The 20,337-nt window shown below is 32.1% G+C and carries 22 protein-coding genes; 5 read left to right on the plus strand and 17 right to left on the minus strand.

Translation table 11 applies throughout. The annotated features are described in order from the left end of the window. Nucleotides 1–57: 57 nt before the first annotated feature. The 3 genes from AB6T46_RS04545 (at nucleotide 58) to AB6T46_RS04555 (ending at nucleotide 2,329) form a co-directional block, all read left to right on the plus strand. On the plus strand, nucleotides 58–1,197 hold the full coding sequence (locus AB6T46_RS04545) for a tyrosine-type recombinase/integrase (protein ID WP_370930969.1): 1,140 nt from the start codon (nucleotides 58–60) through the stop codon (nucleotides 1,195–1,197). Between the two features lie 216 nt (nucleotides 1,198–1,413). Further along, the gene (locus AB6T46_RS04550) at nucleotides 1,414–1,938 is read left to right on the plus strand and encodes a Panacea domain-containing protein (RefSeq protein WP_370930970.1); all 525 of its coding nucleotides are present in this window, start codon (nucleotides 1,414–1,416) and stop codon (nucleotides 1,936–1,938) included. Next, the gene (locus tag AB6T46_RS04555) at nucleotides 1,898–2,329 is read left to right on the plus strand and encodes a hypothetical protein (RefSeq protein WP_370930971.1); all 432 of its coding nucleotides are present in this window, start codon (nucleotides 1,898–1,900) and stop codon (nucleotides 2,327–2,329) included. The genes AB6T46_RS04550 and AB6T46_RS04555 overlap by 41 nt, the downstream gene beginning before the upstream one ends. Before the next feature lie 76 nt (nucleotides 2,330–2,405). On the opposite strand, the gene AB6T46_RS04560 is transcribed toward AB6T46_RS04555, so the two are convergent. The 3 genes from AB6T46_RS04560 to AB6T46_RS04570 form a co-directional block, all read right to left on the minus strand. Further along, nucleotides 2,406–3,350: a restriction endonuclease subunit S gene (locus AB6T46_RS04560; protein ID WP_370930972.1), complete on the minus strand. Its 945-nt coding sequence runs from the start codon at nucleotides 3,348–3,350 to the stop codon at nucleotides 2,406–2,408. Next, nucleotides 3,337–5,163: a class I SAM-dependent DNA methyltransferase gene (locus AB6T46_RS04565; protein ID WP_370930973.1), complete on the minus strand. Its 1,827-nt coding sequence runs from the start codon at nucleotides 5,161–5,163 to the stop codon at nucleotides 3,337–3,339. Before AB6T46_RS04565 ends, AB6T46_RS04560 begins: the two co-directional genes overlap by 14 nt. Before the next feature lie 164 nt (nucleotides 5,164–5,327). After that, complete coding sequence (locus AB6T46_RS04570; protein ID WP_370930974.1) at nucleotides 5,328–6,005, minus strand: lysozyme; 678 nt, start codon at nucleotides 6,003–6,005, stop codon at nucleotides 5,328–5,330. A gap of 172 nt (nucleotides 6,006–6,177) precedes the next feature. Between AB6T46_RS04570 and AB6T46_RS04575 the strand changes: the two genes are divergently transcribed. Further along, complete coding sequence (locus AB6T46_RS04575) at nucleotides 6,178–6,480, plus strand: type II toxin-antitoxin system RelE/ParE family toxin (RefSeq protein ID WP_370930975.1); 303 nt, start codon at nucleotides 6,178–6,180, stop codon at nucleotides 6,478–6,480. Continuing rightward, nucleotides 6,467–6,757, plus strand: coding sequence for an addiction module antidote protein (locus AB6T46_RS04580; RefSeq protein ID WP_370930976.1), 291 nt, complete (start codon nucleotides 6,467–6,469; stop codon nucleotides 6,755–6,757). The genes AB6T46_RS04575 and AB6T46_RS04580 overlap by 14 nt, the downstream gene beginning before the upstream one ends. Nucleotides 6,758–6,828: 71 nt before the next feature. Here AB6T46_RS04580 and AB6T46_RS04585 read toward each other — a convergent pair whose 3' ends face one another. The 14 genes from AB6T46_RS04585 to AB6T46_RS04650 form a co-directional block, all read right to left on the minus strand. Beyond that, the gene (locus AB6T46_RS04585) at nucleotides 6,829–9,603 is read right to left on the minus strand and encodes a tail fiber protein (protein ID WP_370930977.1); all 2,775 of its coding nucleotides are present in this window, start codon (nucleotides 9,601–9,603) and stop codon (nucleotides 6,829–6,831) included. Then, on the minus strand, nucleotides 9,548–10,198 hold the full coding sequence (locus AB6T46_RS04590) for a hypothetical protein (protein ID WP_370930978.1): 651 nt from the start codon (nucleotides 10,196–10,198) through the stop codon (nucleotides 9,548–9,550). Before AB6T46_RS04590 ends, AB6T46_RS04585 begins: the two co-directional genes overlap by 56 nt. 12 nt (nucleotides 10,199–10,210) lie before the next feature. Continuing rightward, entirely contained in the window at nucleotides 10,211–10,750 is a 540-nt protein-coding gene (locus AB6T46_RS04595) for a hypothetical protein (protein WP_370930979.1), read from the minus strand. 88 nt (nucleotides 10,751–10,838) lie between these two features. After that, nucleotides 10,839–11,060 (minus strand): hypothetical protein, encoded by a 222-nt coding sequence (locus AB6T46_RS04600; RefSeq protein WP_370930980.1) that lies wholly within the window; start codon nucleotides 11,058–11,060, stop codon nucleotides 10,839–10,841. Next, the gene (locus AB6T46_RS04605) at nucleotides 11,044–11,445 is read right to left on the minus strand and encodes a hypothetical protein (protein WP_370930981.1); all 402 of its coding nucleotides are present in this window, start codon (nucleotides 11,443–11,445) and stop codon (nucleotides 11,044–11,046) included. The genes AB6T46_RS04600 and AB6T46_RS04605 overlap by 17 nt, the downstream gene beginning before the upstream one ends. A gap of 86 nt (nucleotides 11,446–11,531) precedes the next feature. Next, complete coding sequence (locus AB6T46_RS04610) at nucleotides 11,532–14,345, minus strand: tape measure protein (RefSeq protein WP_370930982.1); 2,814 nt, start codon at nucleotides 14,343–14,345, stop codon at nucleotides 11,532–11,534. A gap of 193 nt (nucleotides 14,346–14,538) precedes the next feature. After that, entirely contained in the window at nucleotides 14,539–14,877 is a 339-nt protein-coding gene (locus AB6T46_RS04615; protein WP_370930983.1) for a gene transfer agent family protein, read from the minus strand. After that, a complete protein-coding gene (locus AB6T46_RS04620; protein WP_370930984.1) occupies nucleotides 14,877–15,557 on the minus strand; it encodes a phage tail tube protein in 681 nt (226 codons plus the stop codon). Before AB6T46_RS04620 ends, AB6T46_RS04615 begins: the two co-directional genes overlap by 1 nt. A 4-nt stretch (nucleotides 15,558–15,561) precedes the next feature. Further along, the gene (locus AB6T46_RS04625) at nucleotides 15,562–15,945 is read right to left on the minus strand and encodes a hypothetical protein (RefSeq protein WP_370930985.1); all 384 of its coding nucleotides are present in this window, start codon (nucleotides 15,943–15,945) and stop codon (nucleotides 15,562–15,564) included. After that, nucleotides 15,945–16,409, minus strand: a complete 465-nt coding sequence (locus AB6T46_RS04630) for an HK97-gp10 family putative phage morphogenesis protein (protein ID WP_370930986.1) — start codon at nucleotides 16,407–16,409, stop codon at nucleotides 15,945–15,947. The genes AB6T46_RS04625 and AB6T46_RS04630 overlap by 1 nt, the downstream gene beginning before the upstream one ends. Continuing rightward, a complete protein-coding gene (locus AB6T46_RS04635; RefSeq protein ID WP_370930987.1) occupies nucleotides 16,396–16,761 on the minus strand; it encodes a hypothetical protein in 366 nt (121 codons plus the stop codon). Before AB6T46_RS04635 ends, AB6T46_RS04630 begins: the two co-directional genes overlap by 14 nt. A gap of 4 nt (nucleotides 16,762–16,765) precedes the next feature. Beyond that, nucleotides 16,766–17,362, minus strand: coding sequence for a hypothetical protein (locus tag AB6T46_RS04640; protein WP_370930988.1), 597 nt, complete (start codon nucleotides 17,360–17,362; stop codon nucleotides 16,766–16,768). Nucleotides 17,363–17,435: 73 nt separating this feature from the next. Continuing rightward, complete coding sequence (locus tag AB6T46_RS04645; RefSeq protein ID WP_370930989.1) at nucleotides 17,436–19,169, minus strand: phage major capsid protein; 1,734 nt, start codon at nucleotides 19,167–19,169, stop codon at nucleotides 17,436–17,438. Continuing rightward, nucleotides 19,150–20,337 carry a phage portal protein gene (locus tag AB6T46_RS04650; protein ID WP_370930990.1) on the minus strand — a complete coding sequence of 396 codons (1,188 nt, stop codon included), beginning with the start codon at nucleotides 20,335–20,337 and terminating at the stop codon, nucleotides 19,150–19,152. The genes AB6T46_RS04645 and AB6T46_RS04650 overlap by 20 nt, the downstream gene beginning before the upstream one ends.

A 20,337-nucleotide genomic window follows, 5' to 3' on the forward strand; every position in this document is an offset into this window, starting at 1 on the left:
TTTTATGTATAATTTCATCTAAATTAACGGTTCAATGGTAAGTAAAAAGGTGAGAATTTGAAATACTGTCAGTTAAATAATTTTGTTGTAAAAAATGCTCCTAAAGGTAGATATTGTGATGGGGGTGGATTATGGTTAGAAAAAAGCAATCTAAAAGCTGGTGTTTGGTTTTTGCGCTACTCAGCTAATGGTAAACGTAAAACTATAAGTCTAGGCTCTATACGATTTGTTAGCCTAAAAGAAGCAAGAGAAAAAGCTGTAATATTACGTAAAAATATTCATGATGGAATTTTACCTAAATCTAAATCAGTAGAAAAAGAAAATAGTTTAGAAAAAATTATTTATGCTTTGTTTGAAAGTAAAAAAGATACTCTAAAAAATAGCAACCATGAAAAATGGCTTAGCCCTCTCAAAGTACACATCTTCCCTAAAATTGGTAATATGCCCATAGAAAAAATTAATCAAGATATTTTATACGATTGTTTAAAGCCTCTTTGGCGCGATAAGAATGAGACTGCTTCTAAGATATTGGGTAGAATTAACCTAGCTATGAAATATGCTGTAGCAAAAGGTCTTAAGGTGGATTTATTAGCTATTCCTAACGTTAAGATATTATTAGGTAAAAGCCTAGAATCCAATAATCATATACCTTCTATGCCTTGGCAAGAAATACCATTATTCTTTGAATGTTTAAATAATGAGTTAATCAGTAATTTAGCTTTAAAGTTACTTATTTTAACTGGTGTAAGGAGTGGCTCTATACGTAATATGCGTTGGTCACAAATTGAAGGAGATGTCTGGACGATACCAGCAGAATATTTAAAAGGTCAATTAGGTAAGATTAGTGATTTTCGTGTACCTTTATCAAAACAAGCTTTAGAAGTGCTAGCTATAGCAAAAACACGCCAAGTAGATGATTTAGTGTTTTCTAGTTCAGCAGGTAGACCAATATCTGATGCTACCATGTCTAAATTTATGAAAGATATTGGTTTAGATGCTCGCCCTCATGGTTTTAGGTCTAGTCTTAGAAATTGGTTAGCAGAAGAGCTAAAAGCCCCTTATGAAATAGCAGAAACTATTTTATCTCATGTTATAGGTCAAAAGGTACAACGGGCTTATTTAAGAACTGATTTTTTAGAACAACGCCGAGAAATAATGCAAAAATGGTCAGATTTTGTTGTTGACAAAAAAAGGTAATTTTCGTATTCTGTTGCCTCACTAGCTTGGCAACAGATGAAGCCCCACCATAAAAGCGGGGCTTTCTTGTTTACTTTTTTATCCATTTCGCCATAAACACGCCATTTAGGCTGAAGTTGATTTCAATTAATGCATATTGTTTCATATTTTTTGTTGTGGTAAAATAGATTGGTTAGAGCAAATTAATAAAAATTTATACTTAAAGGAGCTATTCTGATGCATGAAGTTCAAAAAATAGCTAACTTTTTTTTAGAGAAAGCAAGAACTGAAGATATCTATATTTCTCCTATGAAAATATTGAAATTAGTCTATTTAGCTTATGGATGGGTTATAGCACTAACTAAAAAAAAGTTATTTTGTGAGAAAATAGAAGCTTGGGGGCACGGACCAGTTATTCCATCTTTATATCATGAATTTAAATGTTATGGTAATAGGTCTATAGCAAATTATTCTAATATTTATGATTTAGATAGCGGAGAAATTATAACTCCTACCCTAAGTAAAGAAGAAAGAAAGAGCGATACTGGAAAAATATTGAATATAGTTTGGGAGTCATATAAAAATTATTCTGCTTGGCAGTTGCGGGAAGAATCGCACGTAGCAGGAAGCCCATGGCATAAGGTTTATGATTGTACTAACCCCTATTCTAATCCACCGCTTAAAGACGAGGACATTAGAACATATTTTGAAAGAACCATAAATGTCTACATCAGAGAATCTAGAAAAAAGCAATGCCATTGATATTTTAAATAATCCTAAAGAGGTAAAAGAGGTAATAGCACATCTTCAATCTAATAATAAATCTTCTGGTGATACGGTTGAAGTGCATTGCCCTAAAAGACAAGTTGTTTATTTTTCTATTACCGAGCATGAAGCTGAAATGCTACAACAATATTGTGGCGATAATCAAATTTTAGCTAGTATAATATCTTTTTTCGCTACTTCTATTGCAGGCACAGTGTTAACCATGTTTTTAGAAAAAAAATTTACCATTATAGTTTGTGTAATTATTGTTATTTTAACTGTTTTGTGTGCTTTTTTGGCTTTATGGTACTATAATAAAAAAACAAGGTCTGAAAAAATGTGGGTCAAGATTAAAACAGAATCTGGGTTTTTTGACAAAATAAAATAAGTTTCAGATTCTGTTGCCTCACTAGCTTGGCAACAGATGAAGCCCCACCATAAAAAGGGCGGTTAATATTAAAGTATTATTTACCTAGATTACTGCTGTAAGGTAGGCTTTTAATATAATCTTCCATAAATTGCCAATCTAGTTCGCCCTTTTCTGTAACAGGTAATTTAATTTTAAAATTTTTCATCCTGTTCATACCCCATTTCCTACCATAGCCAAATCTATATTTTTCTTTTTCTATTAAACTACTAATAAATAATCCTCTATATGCATTTAAATTACTACTGGATAAAATAGTAATATCGGTAGTAGCGTAAAAAGAATTAGCTTGGAAAAAGCAAGAACCTACAGAGCCATTATTAGCTATTGTTATTTGATTACCAGCAAATAAAAACTTTCCATTGCTTATATATATATTCACTCCATTATTTAATTCAGATGAGCTAATTAAAGGAGTGTTTCCTATTTCACAATTAGTAACAATTTCTTTACCCCTTTGTAGAGTGAAAATATCACCTAAGGAAAAATCTAACCAATTTTTGGTATCAAACATTACTTTACTATTTATACAAGGTAAATTAGATGGCATTTGCGGTATTTTTATGTTTTCTACCCAATCCGGTATAGATTCTATCGAGGGAATCAATAAATCTCCTAATGTTTTATTAGCTTGTCTACCATAATTATATCTATAATTATTAACCCTAATAGTATAACAATAAAATAACATTTGAAGGTCTGATAAATCTTGTTTAGGAAGCAAGTAAACTAAATCTCTGCCACTATAGTATGGTTCTTTTTGTAAGAAAGCTTCACAAACTGAACCACTGACAGCAACAGAAATACTGTTAGCAGGATTAGGTGTTACATCAGACAAAGGAGATACATAAGCTGCAACTCCATTATTTTTAGCAGTTCGAGAAACAAAAAAAATACCCCTTTCTACACAATCAAGAGTGCTCAACTCCAGATTTGTACCATATTTAATATGAAATAGATCTTTTAGTTTAATCAGCGTCATTTTTAAACCTAAAAGCTACATATTCTTTGATTGTTTTAATAAAATCTTGTTCGTTTAATAAACTATAATCAGTTTCCATATATGCTTCAGCGCACCATTCATCTTCATAACTCACACATTTAGTAACACATAAACCAGGTATATTTTTATGATTTTCAAAGGCATTTAACCATTTTTCTTTAATTTTTTGCCATTGCCCTTTATCTTGCCTACCTTTATTTTTCATTTTCACAAAACCATCATCTTTAAAATAACCAAAGAATGTTTCTTTATTTTTAGAGTGTGGTTTACCAGCGGTAAATACCAAAATACAAGTAATAACCCCTACTGGGTGAAATAAATCATTTGGCATAGAAAAAACAGCATTTAAACTATGTTTTGATAACAATCTTTCTTTAACTAATACTACATCTTTTTTCTCGGAAACCACTGTAGACATTTGACATATGGCTACAACTCTACCATCAGAACGAACACAATCTAAAGCATGTTCTATAAATTCTAATTGTTCAGCAGCATTTCCATCTTGATAAGGAGGATTCAAAAAACTAACTGTTGGTTGTAATTTTTGTATCTCCTTAGTAAAGTTACGACAATCTCCATGAAAAATATAACTTTTTCCATCGCCTCGCATCATCATATTTGAGCAGGCATGAGAAAACATATCGCTTCTTAATTCTACTCCTAATAATTGTTTAGATTTTATCTCATTTTGCTTATCCGTGTTATGACCTGCCTTACTTAACATATAGTTCATACTAGATACTAAAAAGCCACCTGTTCCACAACATGGGTCATAAACAATATCATTTTCAGTTAATTGAGCAATATCACAAAAAAATTCTGTAATGTGAGCAGGTGTTAAAACCAGTCCTGTTTTTTTATCCCCTCCAGCATATCTAATAAATTGAGTATAAAATTTACCTAATACGTCAAATTGATTCCTCTTAACATATGGGAGAATTTCATCTTCTATATTAGATATTAAATCCCGCAAGATAGTATTATTTACCTCTCCTTTATTTTTAACAGATACTTTTTCATCTATAAAGCATTTATTATTTTGAATTTTTCTATATTCATCTATAATAACCTTAATTTTATTTGCATCTAATTTTTTCTTTCTTAAAACCTCTTCGCAGTACTCAAAAATTCTTTTTAATAAGTCTTCATTACTAGTATATTCATAATATTTATAAGCACCCCTAAACGCATCACTTTGCAAAGCTATTAATATAGCGCTAATCAACGTACATCTTTCAATCTCTGGTATAGAATATCTATGTAATTGTTCATTATATCTAATAGCTGTGGAAATTAATTCTGCTTCTGTTATAGGGTTTTTTTGCTCTAATATTATATTGGATATTTGTTCTGGACTTAGAAAAATTTTATCTTGTATTTCAATAGGTGATATATTTCCTTTTAACCACAAAAATGTTGAAATTTTTTTCTCTTTTTCATTCATACCACTAACAGCAATAGCTGTTACGGTAAAATCATCTTTAAGATAAGATGCATATAACAATACACCATCAACAGCATAATCTTTATATTTATTTTTATTGGGGCTTTCGTGGCAAGCAACATTTGCTTTACATTCAATGACAATAACTTCATTAGGTTTATTACTAAAAGAAATAATAAATTCAGGATAACCGCGCCCAGTACCGCGTTTTGAAGCTCGCTGTAATAATTTATCTATTTTAGGACTACTCGATTTTTGCTCATCTATTATGATAGATTCATCATTATAATAACCATTTTTGCGCAACATATCCCTAACTAGATTTTCTGTTACTCTCTCATTCACACTAAAACTCCAAAATATACTTAGTCTAGTTATTAAAATTTCATATAATATGTATTAGCTTATTATAAGCATAAAAAGTTAATACATATTATATAGACATAAATATTCATTACATATACCGAAACCTATGTATAATCAACAATATTCTACTCCTACATCAACACTTACCCCCTCATCCGCTTAATTACCGCGAACAAAGTTAATCCAATACCAAGCAAGGTTAGGATGGCAAAGAGATAACGTAAAATGGTAAAATTTTCTGATTGTGGCTGTATTTCTCTAGCTATTTCGGTAAAGGTTGCACCTAAAGCACCTATAGAGGTAACAGCAACGGCTTTACCCTCTTTTGTTTTGCTTATCTGCTCTTGTTCGTCTCTGTCACAATCTACACATTGAGAGGCTACTCTTGAACCTTTAGCCCATAAGCCAACCTCTGCTGACCTACGATTAACTAATCCTTGCGATATTTTGCCACCGCTATAAGTCCAACGCATTAGCTCTTGCGGAACAGCATCATAGTTACCCTTATTAAGCTTCTTTAATAACTTGGAACCCTTAAAAGCCGTAACACCAATATTAAAAGCAAAAGAAACTAAACAAGCAAATTGATTATCTGTTAAATAAACCTTTACATATTTTGCAACAACCTCTTCAAATCTAACTAAATCTTGCAATAAGAGCTTTTCTGCTTGATTACGGCTAATCTTTTGTCCTAGCTTTACATCTTTTCCTGTATGACCGTAACCTATAGTTAACACACCGGCAACATCACGATAAGTCTCTAAACGTAGACCTTCCCATTGTTTAATACAAGAAAGACCATATTTACTTATTTTTCGCATGTTTACTCCATAAAATAAAACAATAACATGGAGCAAATAAGCGTAACAGAGTCTATAGACTATATTTATTATATATAGAACAATACGTATAAAACACATATATTTAAATTATTTTATGGAACAAACAACGATAATTGACATTCTATATAATGTATATTATAGTACACATATTATGATAAAAATAAAAACAACTGATATTTTTGACCATTGGTTAACATCCTTAAAAAATGAAAAAGCCAAATCTATCATAACAGAACGATTAGTACGGTTGTCCAATGGTTTATTAGGTGATGTTAAGTATTTCAAAGGTATAGGTGAACTACGAATAACTCACGGGAAAGGTTACAGAGTTTATTTTATTAAAAGAGGTAACGAGATTATTATTTTGTTAAATGGTGGAGATAAATCTACCCAGCAAAAAGATATCGAAAAAGCTTTAAAAATAGTAAAGGAATTAAAAAATGGAATTAAATGATTTCAAAGCAGAAAACTACTTAACTACTGCCGAAGCTCAAAGAACCTTTTTAAATGAAGCCTTCAAAACCCAAGATGCTAAACATATAGCTAATGCTTTAGGTATAGTAGCTCGCGCACAGGGTATGTCATCAGTAGCTAAAGATGCTGCCTTGAATAGAAGTGGTCTGTATCGTTCTTTAAATGAAAATGGCGACCCTAAATTATCTACACTAATTAGTGTATTAAATGCCTTGAACTTACAACTTGCTTCTTATCCTTGTGATATAACTAAATAATAGGCTAATCTCACGTCCTTAGAATATAATGTTTGCTTTACATAAACACAACCACCAATAACTAGCCATAATTACCTAACTTTTATATGGTAAGCTACGGCATAGTTTTTAGGTCTGGTTTCACTACCGCCAATATATTCTGAACGGATTAGTCTGTCATTACCATCACCATGTAAAGCTAGACCAGTAGTACCAAAAAAACTACCAATCGACAATTTAGCATAATAACCTGTCGAATAATTGTTATCATGTCTATGACTTTTTAATTCATCTGTTTGATAACTTCCTATACTTCTATCCTTACGGTCAACGTCTAAGCCTCTACCACCATCTAGACCTCGTAAAAAGCTACCGCGTAAATCAGGTAATTTAAAATAATCTACATCTCTTATCCAAGGAATAGCCCTAATTTGGAATTTACTAAAAACTTCTCTTATCTGCGAAAGTTTCGGCTCTTTACCATCATTATTTTTCCAATATCTTACAGAACCTCTTACCTTTCTATATTCCTCTTCCCAATAGATATAATTAGATACTAATCTAGTAAATACTTCTAGCAAATCTGTCTCAACAACATTTTTATCTTTATTATTATTTATTAATTTTTGTGATAAGCCACTCATTGAGCTGACATTATTATTTATTGTACTATCACTATTTCTTTCATCTTTTTGTTTAAATAACTCTATGTTTGCTAATAATAACGATAAATATTTTTTTATCTCTTCATCTAACTCCTCATTAGCTGGATTGGTTAAAAACTCTTGGCATATATTTTCATTTAACCTATTTAACTCAGATTGTTTATCCCACCAATCATCACCTATAAGTTTATATAATTCTGGATAATCTTTTTTCGGTAATGATTTACCATTACAATACATCCAACCGCCAATGTCTTTTGTATGAGCAAAGGCACTTATCATACCTATAGGAGTGGAGACAACTTCATCATTAAAAGTTAATTCTTTTTTTTCAGTAAAAGTTAAATTATTTTCTGTCTTACCTACAATAGTCTTTAATTCAAAAGCATTTGCTTTATTATCTGTTTTAGGAGATAAATTAAAATAAGCTGTACCAACACCATTTGTAAATACTGTTTTATCAGTATTGATTACAGCATAATTACCACGCTGTTCAGAGACAACTAACTCTATTGAATGGTGTAATTTAATATCTTTATTACATTTATTACTATTTAAGGTAGCACCTAAACCAACACGCACTTCTGCTTTATCTTTAATATAAGTTGCTTCAGCACGAAAGTAACCTTTAGCATCAACATTACCCAGACTTAAATCAATAGAATTAATCCTTCTAGCTAATGCAGTTAAACCATCGTTAGTCTGTTCTAACTTATTAATTAAACTATCTTGCACTTGGCTGATTGCGCCATCTAGCTCAGTTTTATTATTATCAACCTTAGCACTTAAAGATTTAGTAGCATTAGTAACGACCACTATCTTTTGCTCATATTTTGCACCTTGGTCTGTTAACTTTTGGGTAAAATGCTTTGCACCTTGTTCAATTAAATTATTAACTTCTTCAATATCTTCTTTTTGCTTTTTAGCCAGGTCAGCCGTAATAAAATCTTTAATGTCTTTTTGTAATAAATCTTTTGATATTGGTCTAATTTGTTGGGTAGTAATTTCTTCCCAGTGTGACCAAATAAATTCTTTAGTTTTTTTATATTTACCATATTTAGCTCTAACCTCATATTTAGTTAAAGGCTGTAAAGCGTTAGGGCTAGTAAATATCTCTCCCTGACTTGGTCTATCTGACCTACCAGAATGAATAGTTTTTTTACTAGCAGATTCTCTTATTTCAAATTCAACAAAATCAACATCTAAAACATCCTTATCCCATTTAATACGAATACCATTGCGAACATCAACACCTCGGGTATCTTTTAAAACCTCCGCAAATACCATAAAATCACTGATAGATTGTTTTATTATTACATGTTCAATATCTGGTGTATAATCTAAAGGCTTTAAATCATCTGCATGCGGAAGATAATGATTAGGGTCAACCTCAATCATACGAAGTTCAACCGTTAAATCAGCTTTATGTAAAACATAAATAATACGAAATAATTTCTTTTGATAGTTAAAATATTCAGAAGTCCAGCTTATCACATCATTAGGCTCTAAATGCCAATATTTACTTGGTAACGAAATTTCATGAGCTGAGGATTTTTTACTTTCATCGATAAAAGAACGTAACAATCTTTTAATTTGGTAACCACTATGAACAGCTTTATAAGTGATATTAGCACCACCTTTACGTTTATAAGATAGTTTCTTTTCACCCTCTTCTTTATCTATTGTGATAGTTAATTCTTTCTTAGACCAATTTTCTTTAGGCTCTGAATAACTAGCGACAACTTCTCGTATATTTTGCGTAGTATCATTAAAAGGACTAAATATTAATTTACCATCAGCTAATAAGTCACCATCTGTAATATGTAAAATAGGCTCATCTGGAGCACCAACAAATATTTTAAATTTACCGAAACTTTCTGAAAAGCTACCAGCACAAGCAAGTAATAATTCTGTTATTGCATCTCCTACTGGTTCACAAGTGTTAATTTCTAAACCAGAACTATATTGTGGTTCTATAGTACCATCTTCTAATACAATTGGCTGTCGACATTTTTCTATATATTTAATCCAATCTTTCGTAATTAACTCTGTTGCTTGTGGGTCATTCACACCAAATAATATCTCATCGCCAACCTTAAACCCTCGTAAAATATTATATATTTGCACTGCTGGTAAATTATCACCATCACCCACCCCAACTCTTAGGGTCAGCCCAACGTTGCGAACCATTACCGCCGACACTACTATCTTTAGAAGGGTCATAAAGTTTAGCGCCTTCAATTTCAAATCTGAAGATAGGAAAATTATTGCTCTTTGATGATATTTGCGAAGTCATAATAACATAAGCAACATCTTTAACTATATTTGTATCTTTCCAGTCCTTACCTGCAACTGATTGTAAATATTTATCGCTTGCTGTTTGCGTACCATTAAAAAATTTTACCCAATGACGCTGACTATTAGTTCCACTGCTCTCGCTAGTATCATCTGTACCTTTAATATAAAATACTCTTCCTTTATGACTATTATAAGGGTCAGAATTAGTAAAACTATTAAGAGTAAATTTAACATCATCTGCCCAAAAAGCGTTTATTCCCTTGATAGGATGGTCAGCTAAAGCTATTACTTGAACTAAATATTCATCATGGTCACCTGTAGTAGTGGCATAAATAACTGAACCTGTTACCATAGTGCGACCAACTACAAGGGTACGTGGAACTTCACCAGTACCGCCAAGAGTAGAACTAACCGATGGAGTGCTACGACGCGAAACTCCCCACCTTATTGCCTCTGCTGTAACACTGATAGCCAGACTAGTTAGAAATGAAATTAACATATTAGAATGCTCCTATATCCAATGTTCACCATTCCAAAAAATGTCCCATCTGTAACGAAGAGCTTTGTCTCCTGCCCCACCCCAAGAAAGTTTTTTCTCGCCAATGGTTTTTGTATGAGAAAAACTATAATCATTCTGTTGTCTTTTAAGTTGGTCTGCTTTACTTCTTTTCTTAATGCCAGCTAACGAAAGCTGGTAAGCTTGACTATTTAAACTAATAGAAATTGAACTTTTATTATCTGAGCTTATCTCTTCTTGGCTAGCAATAATTATACCCGTCAAAGATAAGGTAAAATCTTTATACAATAAGCCGGTAGCAGGATTCAAAAAACCAATATAAGCTGTTAGCTTTTCATTCTTAATTGCTTGCGAGGTAAACAAACGCCGTAAATTAATATCTTGGGTTTTAATATTTAAATTATAATTTTTAAAACCTAATAAATTATCGCTAGGCACATCTTCATTAAAAAAAATATCACCCACCCCTTGACACTTATAACTTTTGCCATATATCTTAATTTCAATGTTGTCTGTACCAGACCAAAAAAACATCTCGCTTCCTTACCTTCAATAACTACAAAATTAGCCATCATTATTATATTTGCTGATAATAATGATTTTAATTCCTCCATATCTAGCATCATATTTCAACCCCTGAAAAAGTTAGCTTACCTATCTTATGGCTCGTCTTATTAATTTTTACGCTTTTAGGGTCAATTTTCATCAAAACATAAGGATTATGTAAAAAAATCTTAGATACATCACTTTTACCAACGCCAAAAGATAAAGCCGGCTCAAAGAAAATTTTATTATCTTCTATTTCTAAAGCTTGATGTAATGTTACTTTATCTTGCCAAATCACACATTAAAAAAAAAGGTAATAGTAAATCTTTAGCATCTAAAGTAATATTTTTTAGATTAACAACCTGTTTAATAGGCAAACTCTCAGGTAAGTTATTAGATAAATCAGGAGCATAAGCTTTAAAATAAAAGCCTTGGCTAATAAGTAAATTTATTAAAGATTTTGCATGTTCAAATTCTGCTAAAGTTAATATTCTGGAGTTAATAGAAACATTCCATTTAGGAGTAATATTATTATATTGAACTGTCTTGCCAGATTTATCACTTATAACATCTTTCACTAAGTTAAGCGTTAAAGCAGAGACATAAAAATAACTTTGTATATAATCATCTATACCCGCTATCGGTTTAGCTTCTGGAATATTCAGAATATCTATTATTTTCATAACATCCACCCTCTAAACTTTATAATATTTATTGCGTTGTTGTAGGTTCATAAAGTTATTTACACCCTCCTTAAATCGCCGATTATCTACGATATCTTCAACACTCTCCTCCTAACAACAACATTTTTTATTTGCTCAACTAAGCCAGTATCATCTTTTTCTACATTAATGCTAAAATTGAAGATATTAGAAGATTTTTGCGATTGATTAAAATGCTGTACCTTAGGTAATTGCGGTAAACCACCTTTAGCTAAAGCTTCTAAATTTGATAAACCAATAGCTTTAACGGCATGTTGTGGAAATACATATTCACCAGCATGAACTAAACCTTTAACTTGATATTTATGTCCATCACCTGTATAACCACCATCACTATAGCCAGCTAAGCTTTTTAAAGCACCAATTATTGCTCCACCCCAACCACTACCTGCACTACTATTACCTAGAGCATTAAAAAATAAATCTAAACTCTTATCCATTAATCTAGAAGCTAAATTACCTAAAACATTAGCCGTAGCATGACCAAAAGCCTCAAAAGCCTTCTTACCATCAAAAATATTTCTGATTAATTCTTTAGTTTGACTATTAACATCACTTAAAATATTTTTAAGTTCTTTAAATCTATCGTTCTTTCCTCCCTTAAGCTGTGCATTTTCTGCTTTACCCGCATATATTTCATCTATATTTTCTTTAGCTTCTTGTTTCTTTTTTTCTTTGTCTTTCTTATCTAAACCTAATGCTTCTATCAAATCATATTCTTGGCGCAGTCTTTTTTGTTTTTCTAATTCTAAAGTTATTTGTTCTTGAGTTAATTTACCTTGCTTTAGTAAATCATTTTCTTGTTCAACTAACGCAATTTCTTCTTTAAGTTTTTGCTGTATTTTATCAAAACCCTCAAGAGCTTCATTTCTAACAATTTTTTTTGCTAACTCAGCTAATTTCTCTTTTCTCGTGTCGTCCAAAGTTATAAGTTGTTTAGTTGCATCTGACACTAATTTATTATAAATAGTCTGTTGTTTGGTTTCTTCTTTCTTCAAATCTAAAGATTTTTCTTGTGCTTCTATAAACTCATCAAATGCTTCTTTAGAAGGGTTCGTTTTATTGGAATTTATAATATCTGATATCTGCTCATTCAATTTTGTTAAATTTATCTTGTTTAAATCTTCCCCTAATTGTTTTGCTAGGTTTTCCGCTTGTCTCGCGTCTTGTTCAAGAATACCGCCTTTAATTTCCGCAAGTTTAGCTAAAAACTCTTTCAAAAACTGTTCATAAGTGATAGCTTCTTCCTGCAGTGATTTATATAACCCTACAATATGCTTTTTTGCGTCATATGGTAAATTCTTATAAAATTCCGCTATAAGCTGGTGACGAGGAATTAATTCCCCTCCAGATTTATTAAGCTTCTCATAATTCATAATCAATTTTGCTGTTACACTTAAACTATTATTTAAAAGATTTAATATTTTTTCTGGAGGCTTCTTATCTGCAATAGCTTGTGCTGTTTTGTTTACTTCGTCCCATACAGGTTGACCTTTTCTAACTTTTTCAATAAGAAATAAAAAACTTTCTCCTAAGTCTTTTATTTCTTTATTTGCTCCTTCAAAAGAAGTCTTAAGCTTCGCTATTGTGTGAGGTAAAGCCCCGCTGTGTTTATCTATTTTTTTAATTTCTTCCCTAGCCTCTTTTATATCTTTGGCACTGAAATTAATCTCAACGTTAGATACTTGGCTTTTAACCTTCAAGGCTACCACACCTAAAGCTTTCATCTCTTCGGTAATTTCTTTTGTAGTGTTAGAAGCCTGATTAGCATATTGATTATATGTGTACCAAGCTAAACCAACTGCACCTAAGGCTAAACCAGCACCATTTAACATTGGTGCTAAAAATTTTAACCCCTCTAACGCTGAACTAGCGCGTCGTATATCTTTTAATGATTTAACATATTTTACTGCTGAATTTGTTGCTTCAATAGTTGTTATTGTTATCCCACCTAAAGCACGAACTAACACACCAGAACCAAAAATAAAACCAACTGAAATAGCTATATTGGCTAACGTATTAAAATTATTAGCTAAAAAATTTATACTGTCAGCTAAGGCTCTATTCGCTATATTTACATTATTACTTTTACCAACAAAAATAGCCAAAGCTGAACCTAAATTAGTGAATGACTGAGCTAAAGTAATTGGTAGAGCTTCCATTTCTTTTTGCATCTCAGGAATAGCATCTATTAAACCTTTTATCATTACTTCAGCTGTTATTTTACCTTCTCTTGCCATAATGCCTAACTGATGAGTAGTTTTACCTAAACTCTTAGCCCAAGCACCGGTAACCCTACTTGCCTGATTAGCTAAGGTTCTAAATTGACCCATACTTAAGTTACCTTTAATAATAGCCCCTTTCAGAGCCTGCATAACTGGTATTGCCGCTTGACCACTGGTACCAGAAAGCAATAATGCCATATTAGAAGCTTCTAAAAATTTAACTTGTTCTTGACTAGATTTGCCTAATTCACCCATGACATCGGCTAATTGAATAAAATCTTCTGCTGTTTGTTTAAAAGAAAAACGAGTTCTTAAAGCTGTTTCTCCTAATTGCGATAAAATACCATTGGCCGCACCTAAGTCACCCGTTACTAATTTAATACGACCTGCTAAAATCTCCCATTCTTCAGCTAATTTTAAAATTTCTTTACCACCAAAACCTGCACCTAAAGCTAACAAAGGTGCTTTCATCGCATTAACTAAACCTTGACTAGTGGCTTGCATCTTTTTGGAAAAAGCCTTAGCTTGACGTTCAATATTATTAAAGCTTTTATTACTGATACCTTCAACCCTAGCCATACCACGCTGGAATTCTTTATCATTAACACCAAGCTTTACTATTACTGCATCACTCATTGAACTTTCCTTGTTTTAACTGCTGTTAAAAATGACTCTATATCGTCATCATCAAAAGAGGGCTTTTCAACCTGAGGATATTTAATTTTGATATATCCTTTAATCATATGAAAAAATTGTTCTAACGATAAACAATCAATCTGGGTAGGAGAAAGTCCTACAACCGCTCCCCACCCATAAAAATCTACCTCACTTAACGCTTGGCTTTTTTTTTGCTGGTATCTTCTTTAACTTCATCTTCTACAGCCCCAGTTAAAGCTGTGGCTATAATGCTACCACAAGCATTAACCGCAGTTAAAATTGGTTCTTTATCAAAAAAACTATCTGATATTTCTTGTGCTTTAACCTCATTTAAACCACCGCCACAAAGGGCTAAGTAAATTATCGCTTGCACATCTGCAACACTCCAGTTACCCAAAGCTAAACGCTGAGAAATATTACCTAAATTATCAGATAACATTTTCTCTAACTGCAATAATTGTCCTATCTTTAACTTAAGCGGATATTTTTCTTTATCTAAAATCAATTGCATTATTTTATCTCCTGCTTTTTATCAACCTTAGATAATAATACTGCTTTTGGCTTTTCATCATCAGCTACAGCATCTGCAGTTCTACTAACCTGTGACAGTTCCACCGCTTTAAGCTTTTCATCATCAGATAAAGCATCTGCACTTACCTCTGGGAATAGATTCACATCTTGTAAATCTTCATTTGGCTTAGGGTCTAATTTATCTAAAGTTTCTATAGTTAATTTTCCGGTACCTTTAAAATTAATAGTTGCTTTAACCCAGCTAGTTTTTTCAGCACCAATCTCAAAATTTTCTATATGAGCCCAACCTTTATAAATTATTGCTTGCTTTGGAAATTGTACTACCATCTTTATTATCTTAGGCGTGGAGGATAAAAATGCCTCTTGCCATGTAAGTAAAAAATCCTTATCAATTGCAAATTCACTATTCATCGACCAAGCTAAAGTTGTTGGCATTACCGAAGTCCATGGTAAATTACCATTATCATTACAAGTAATTTGCTCTTCTTCAGCAAAACTTTTATTAATTTGTAAAGCTCTAGAATTACCAACACAAAAACTTTTAAATCTTACTTTCTTCTCACCGTCCATCTGGATTATTTCACCTAAATAAACGATGATTTTCTCACCTCTAATGCGGGTGTTATCTTCTGTTATTACTTTTTCTGCCATTTCTGCCATTTTATTACCTCTCTATGGTTAATGTTAAAATCCCGTGGCTAATTTCGCCATCTCTATCCAATAACGACATGGATTTAATCTCTAATACTTCTGCTATTAGAACATCGGCTATTGATAATTTACCTAACAAATAATGCTCTAAATCTGAGGTAAGCTGCTTGATATTTTTACTCTCATCAGAAGCCTTACTCCAAATATCAATTTGAACACGCATATCAAAAATAATTCTGTCAAATTCGGTAGTTTTATCAGTCCAAAAACTACCAAAGGTTACATAAGGTAACTTTGGATTATTAACTGGAAAATCTGATATATTTATATCTTCCCAGCCCTTTAAGCTTTTTATCTTTGCTGTTAAAGCATTTTGTACATCTAAAGCTACTGACATTAATTCAGACCTGTTTGTTTCAATTGTTTAACTTTGCAATTTAACTCTTTTCTTATCTTTGCTTTTATTTGCTTCTTTCCTCCATTCCAAACTGGAAAAAAGAAAGGCTGTGCTGATTGATTTATTGTGCCAAATTCAACAAAATGAAAATAATAAGCATCTCTATCTCCTAAATATTTATCTCTAGTACCAGCACTAATATAAACTCGATATTCGCAATTATTTTTATTGAAAGAACCAGCTAAAATATCATTAGGGCGAGCGCCTGAAGCCCAAGTCCAACCGATAGAATTTTTTAAAGCTTCACTATCTACTGGTACTCTTTCACGCATTTGGCGTACAGTTTTATTAGCTTCTTGCTCCATAACCTCAAACGTAGCTTCTAACATTTCTATTTTACGCTCGCGCAATAATTTAAGCCGCCTAGTAAAATTACTTACCTTATCTAAACTAGCTGTTATCACCTTTAATATCCTCTAACTCTAAGATTAAATATTTTGCGTCTCTATTATCTGGAAAAATTGATAAAATATTATATTTACCCATAGACTCTAAACAGCCTGCATCATCAGCATTTATACGCTTACATATATCTCCAGCTTTTAAGCTTTTAGCCTTACAAATATCTCTTATCCTTAATGATAATTTCTTGCTTTCTTGCAAGGCTCCTGCTTGGTAAATTTGAACCGCTGATTTAACAAAAAAACTGCCCTTAGTTTGATAAAATTCTTTAAATTCTTTACCAATTATACGACCATGCGCATTTTCTACTAATTGCTGACGGTAAAATATAACTGATGCATGTAAAGCTCTCATTGTCTTAAATCCTTATCTGTTTATAAGGAAAGATTAAACGCTCATATTCTTCTAATTCGTAAGCTTTTATCGTGCCTTTTTCGCCTCTAAACTCCCACATACTAGCAACATGTAATCTTAACGCTTGGCGTAAAGCATGCGGTAATGGATAAGCTAAAAAACTACCCCTAAAAGAAAAAGAAAGCCTAGTAATGTCACTATAATTATATTGCTTAGGATCAGGAGGATTAATTGTTATATAAATAGAATGACCTTTAGATTCTATTTCGTGACCATGGTCAATACCTATAGTGATATATTTATCACCTTCATAAAATGATAAACCAGATATCCGACTAGATAATTTAGCAACTGGCAACTCAATAGGCTCTCTAGTAAATTCTCCCTCATAAGTTACATTCACTTCTCTTATAGGATAATCAATTACCTGCTCTAAATGCTCTTTTGCTGATAAAATATAATTTTTTAGCTGAAAACCTTCTTGCGCAGTAATTCCATCAAGACAACAATGTTTGACAAAATCATCATATTCTGCAGTATCAATTTCTTCAGAAAAGCTAAAAGTAAAATTACCTTGCCTTTGAATATAAAGATTATTCATTCCAGCCTCGCAAAAATTAGTGAGTGTTGCCTACCTTAAAAACATAAAGATAGGCAACAATTGTCAATTGCTATTAAGCACTCTTACCTGATTTACTACCTTCGATAATATTAACACTAGTGGATTTCTCATCTGGAACATTTAGATTTAAATCACCATATACAAAAGATGCTGGACGCATAACAGCTAATGCAATACGACGCTCCGCAAGTAAGGTTACTTGGTTACGGGTAAAATCGTCATTTTCAAAACCTAATTGTAAACGAGTAGTCCAATTGTCAAACAACATTGCCCCTAACTTAAAAGCACCAACTAAAAATTTACCTTGCTCAATAGATTCTGTTACAACTACAGGAATACCCCACAAATTTTTGGCATTTTCTTTGAATGGATCGCCAAATAAATAACGACCAACCGCATCTTTCTCACCTTCAAGATTAGCCCAGTCAATAGGATTAACAACAATACCATCAGCCTGATAACCAGATAAATATACTTGATGTTTAGCAAGACGCAGATTATCTAAAGGTGTGCGTAAATTATTATTAAGCTTAAACTTTTTATTATCTTTAAAAGCAGTCGCCACCGATAAAATACCTTTGATATTTTGACCATCACCTTTACCATGCAATAACTGATGTTCTTCTGCTATATCCAAACCATAGATTAATCTATTACCAACCATGGATTCTAACATACCGACATCAGATAAGGCTTGCTTACTAATTTTCATAAAATGAGCAAGAGTCTTAATTGTTGTACTTTCAGCAGATAAAGTAAAATTTGACTGCGGTTTCTTATCACCTTCAGCAACCATACCGGCTTTATTATCAAAACTAGTTTCAACTATATATTCAATAGCATTACTAGTGGTTTTACCAATTGGTAATAAATCACGAATAGTAAGTTTTTGTCTTGGTAACTCAACAACACCTGCTAAACGATGTGGCATAATAGCAGAACCTACAGAAGAGGCTCCTGTATTAATAACACTTTTTAACTCTATAGAAACGCGGGAATTCTTATTATCACCAGTAATAAAAGCTTTAACTTCTGGAGCTTCTACAAATCTTTTACCTAAAGGCTTACTTTGTTCATCTGATAAATCTAATCTATTTAATTGTTTCTGAGCTAATTCTAAAAAATTATCCTTAAGCTCTTCAACGGATTTTTTTAAGTTCTTATTTTCTTCTTCAGATTTTTCTAACTTACTATTTAAAGTCTTAGTTTCTTGTTCTAAAGACTTTTTAAAAGTCTCTTCTAATTTCTGAGTTTTTTCTTCTAAATTTTTAGTAGATTGTTCTACCAATTGTTTTACTTCTAATGTTTCCATTGCTATGATTTCCTTTTGTGATTTAACATGCTCTACCCGTGCCAGCTCATTACAAGGTAATGTAACCGGAGATATTTCTTGTAATTCTATTTCTTTTAAATGTTTGGCTCCGCCGATATATTCATAATCTTTAACGAAATAACCAATAGACAAACCAGATAAGGCACCAGCTTTTAATAACTCGTAAGTCTCCCTACCTTGAGTGGTACCAGTAACAAGCTTACCCTTTACAAATAAGCCCTTATCATCCTCTTTTACTTCTTGCCAAACACCTATAGGACTATCTCGTTTATGTTGCCAAAGCATCGCAACATTTGTGCCTTTACTTTTATGTTTATCTAAGCTTTTCTTAAAAGCTCCCTTAACAACAACATCATTAGAATGGTCAACCACACCAAAAACAGAGGCATAACCACTAAATTCACCTGTTTCTGCTAACTCTTTAACCTCTAATTTAATTGCCTTTGTTTCCATCAGTTGCCTCCATTGGATTTTGAGTAATTGGAACATATTGCATTTGCATTCTAGGAATATCGCCTCCTGTAACTGGAGATAAACCTTCTAAAGCCCTAGCTTCATTAATGGTCATAACTCCACTAGCTAACATCTTCTGATAATTTTCTGCTCGGGTTTTACTATCGGCTCTTAATAAACCTTCAAAGTTAAACTTAATCCGATAACCTTGCTTACGTTCAGATAAATTAAATAAGGATTTTTCAAAAGCTGACTCAATTCGCTTAATACGTCCACGTAAACAATATTGTAAAAACATAGCGTTAGTAGCTTCAATTCCACCACCTAATGAACTACCCTTAAAAGGAGCCCCTACCATATGTGGAGGAATACCAAAAAAACGGCAAATTTCTTCAACCGCAAAAATACGGCTTTCTAACATTTGACTTTCTGAAAAATTAGCTTGAATAGATGTAAGCTTTGTTTTAGGCGGTAAAGCAAGAGTTGTACCACCGCTTTCACTTAAAGGAGCAAAATCAGCTAATTCTTTTTTTATCTTTTTATATTGTTCTTTAGTTAAATCATAAGGAAATTCCAACACATGTTGAGACATTAAACCATTAATAAAAAACTTCCTTGCTACTTCTTCACTGGCACTGGCATGTTCAAAAATACCCTTACCAAAAAACAATGGTTGCCAAGCTTTAACAATACCGCCACCACGACCTTTAATCTCAATAATATCAGCAGAAGTTAATTTTTCGGTTTTATGATAATAATAAACTTGCTCATTTTCAGTAACACGGCTAACATCATCAAACTTTAACGGTATCAAAGAGATTAATTTATTTCCAGCTATAGTCTTTTTAATATAAGCAGTCCCGAATAATTCTAACGAAACCACTATACAAGCAAAAAAATCTTCTTTAGTTTGATGTTCATTCGGCGAAAATTTTAACAAGTCATATAAAACACTATCCTTATTATCAACCTCAATACCTTGCTTATCCCTTTTTAAAATCTCAATCGGTAAAGTAGCTATAGTATCTGCTATAAGATTAATACATGCCCAACCTGCAGATATTTTTAATGGACTATTATCACAAATATTATGCGCATTAAATAAATCTGTAACACTTATAAATTTATCTTCTGTTTTTTTCTTTCTAAAAAAATCCAATATAGCCAT

Source organism: Bartonella sp. DGB1, assembly GCF_041345015.1.
Taxonomy (GTDB): domain Bacteria; phylum Pseudomonadota; class Alphaproteobacteria; order Rhizobiales; family Rhizobiaceae; genus DGB1.

Bases quoted from the DNA above. Each gene is read 5' to 3' on its own strand.
- AB6T46_RS04550 (WP_370930970.1), top strand. From the start codon at position 1,414: ATGCATGAAGTTCAAAAAATAGCTAACTTTTTTTTAGAGAAAGCAAGA.
- AB6T46_RS04555 (WP_370930971.1), top strand. From the start codon at position 1,898: ATGTCTACATCAGAGAATCTAGAAAAAAGCAATGCCATTGATATTTTA.
- AB6T46_RS04560 (WP_370930972.1), bottom strand. From the start codon at position 3,350: ATGACGCTGATTAAACTAAAAGATCTATTTCATATTAAATATGGTACA.
- AB6T46_RS04570 (WP_370930974.1), bottom strand. From the start codon at position 6,005: ATGCGAAAAATAAGTAAATATGGTCTTTCTTGTATTAAACAATGGGAA.
- AB6T46_RS04575 (WP_370930975.1), top strand. From the start codon at position 6,178: ATGATAAAAATAAAAACAACTGATATTTTTGACCATTGGTTAACATCC.
- AB6T46_RS04580 (WP_370930976.1), top strand. From the start codon at position 6,467: ATGGAATTAAATGATTTCAAAGCAGAAAACTACTTAACTACTGCCGAA.
- AB6T46_RS04590 (WP_370930978.1), bottom strand. From the start codon at position 10,198: ATGTTAATTTCATTTCTAACTAGTCTGGCTATCAGTGTTACAGCAGAG.
- AB6T46_RS04595 (WP_370930979.1), bottom strand. From the start codon at position 10,750: ATGTTTTTTTGGTCTGGTACAGACAACATTGAAATTAAGATATATGGC.
- AB6T46_RS04605 (WP_370930981.1), bottom strand. From the start codon at position 11,445: ATGAAAATAATAGATATTCTGAATATTCCAGAAGCTAAACCGATAGCG.
- AB6T46_RS04610 (WP_370930982.1), bottom strand. From the start codon at position 14,345: ATGAGTGATGCAGTAATAGTAAAGCTTGGTGTTAATGATAAAGAATTC.
- AB6T46_RS04615 (WP_370930983.1), bottom strand. From the start codon at position 14,877: ATGCAATTGATTTTAGATAAAGAAAAATATCCGCTTAAGTTAAAGATA.
- AB6T46_RS04620 (WP_370930984.1), bottom strand. From the start codon at position 15,557: ATGGCAGAAATGGCAGAAAAAGTAATAACAGAAGATAACACCCGCATT.
- AB6T46_RS04625 (WP_370930985.1), bottom strand. From the start codon at position 15,945: ATGTCAGTAGCTTTAGATGTACAAAATGCTTTAACAGCAAAGATAAAA.
- AB6T46_RS04635 (WP_370930987.1), bottom strand. From the start codon at position 16,761: ATGAGAGCTTTACATGCATCAGTTATATTTTACCGTCAGCAATTAGTA.
- AB6T46_RS04640 (WP_370930988.1), bottom strand. From the start codon at position 17,362: ATGAATAATCTTTATATTCAAAGGCAAGGTAATTTTACTTTTAGCTTT.
- AB6T46_RS04645 (WP_370930989.1), bottom strand. From the start codon at position 19,169: ATGGAAACAAAGGCAATTAAATTAGAGGTTAAAGAGTTAGCAGAAACA.
- AB6T46_RS04650 (WP_370930990.1), bottom strand. From the start codon at position 20,337: ATGGCTATATTGGATTTTTTTAGAAAGAAAAAAACAGAAGATAAATTT.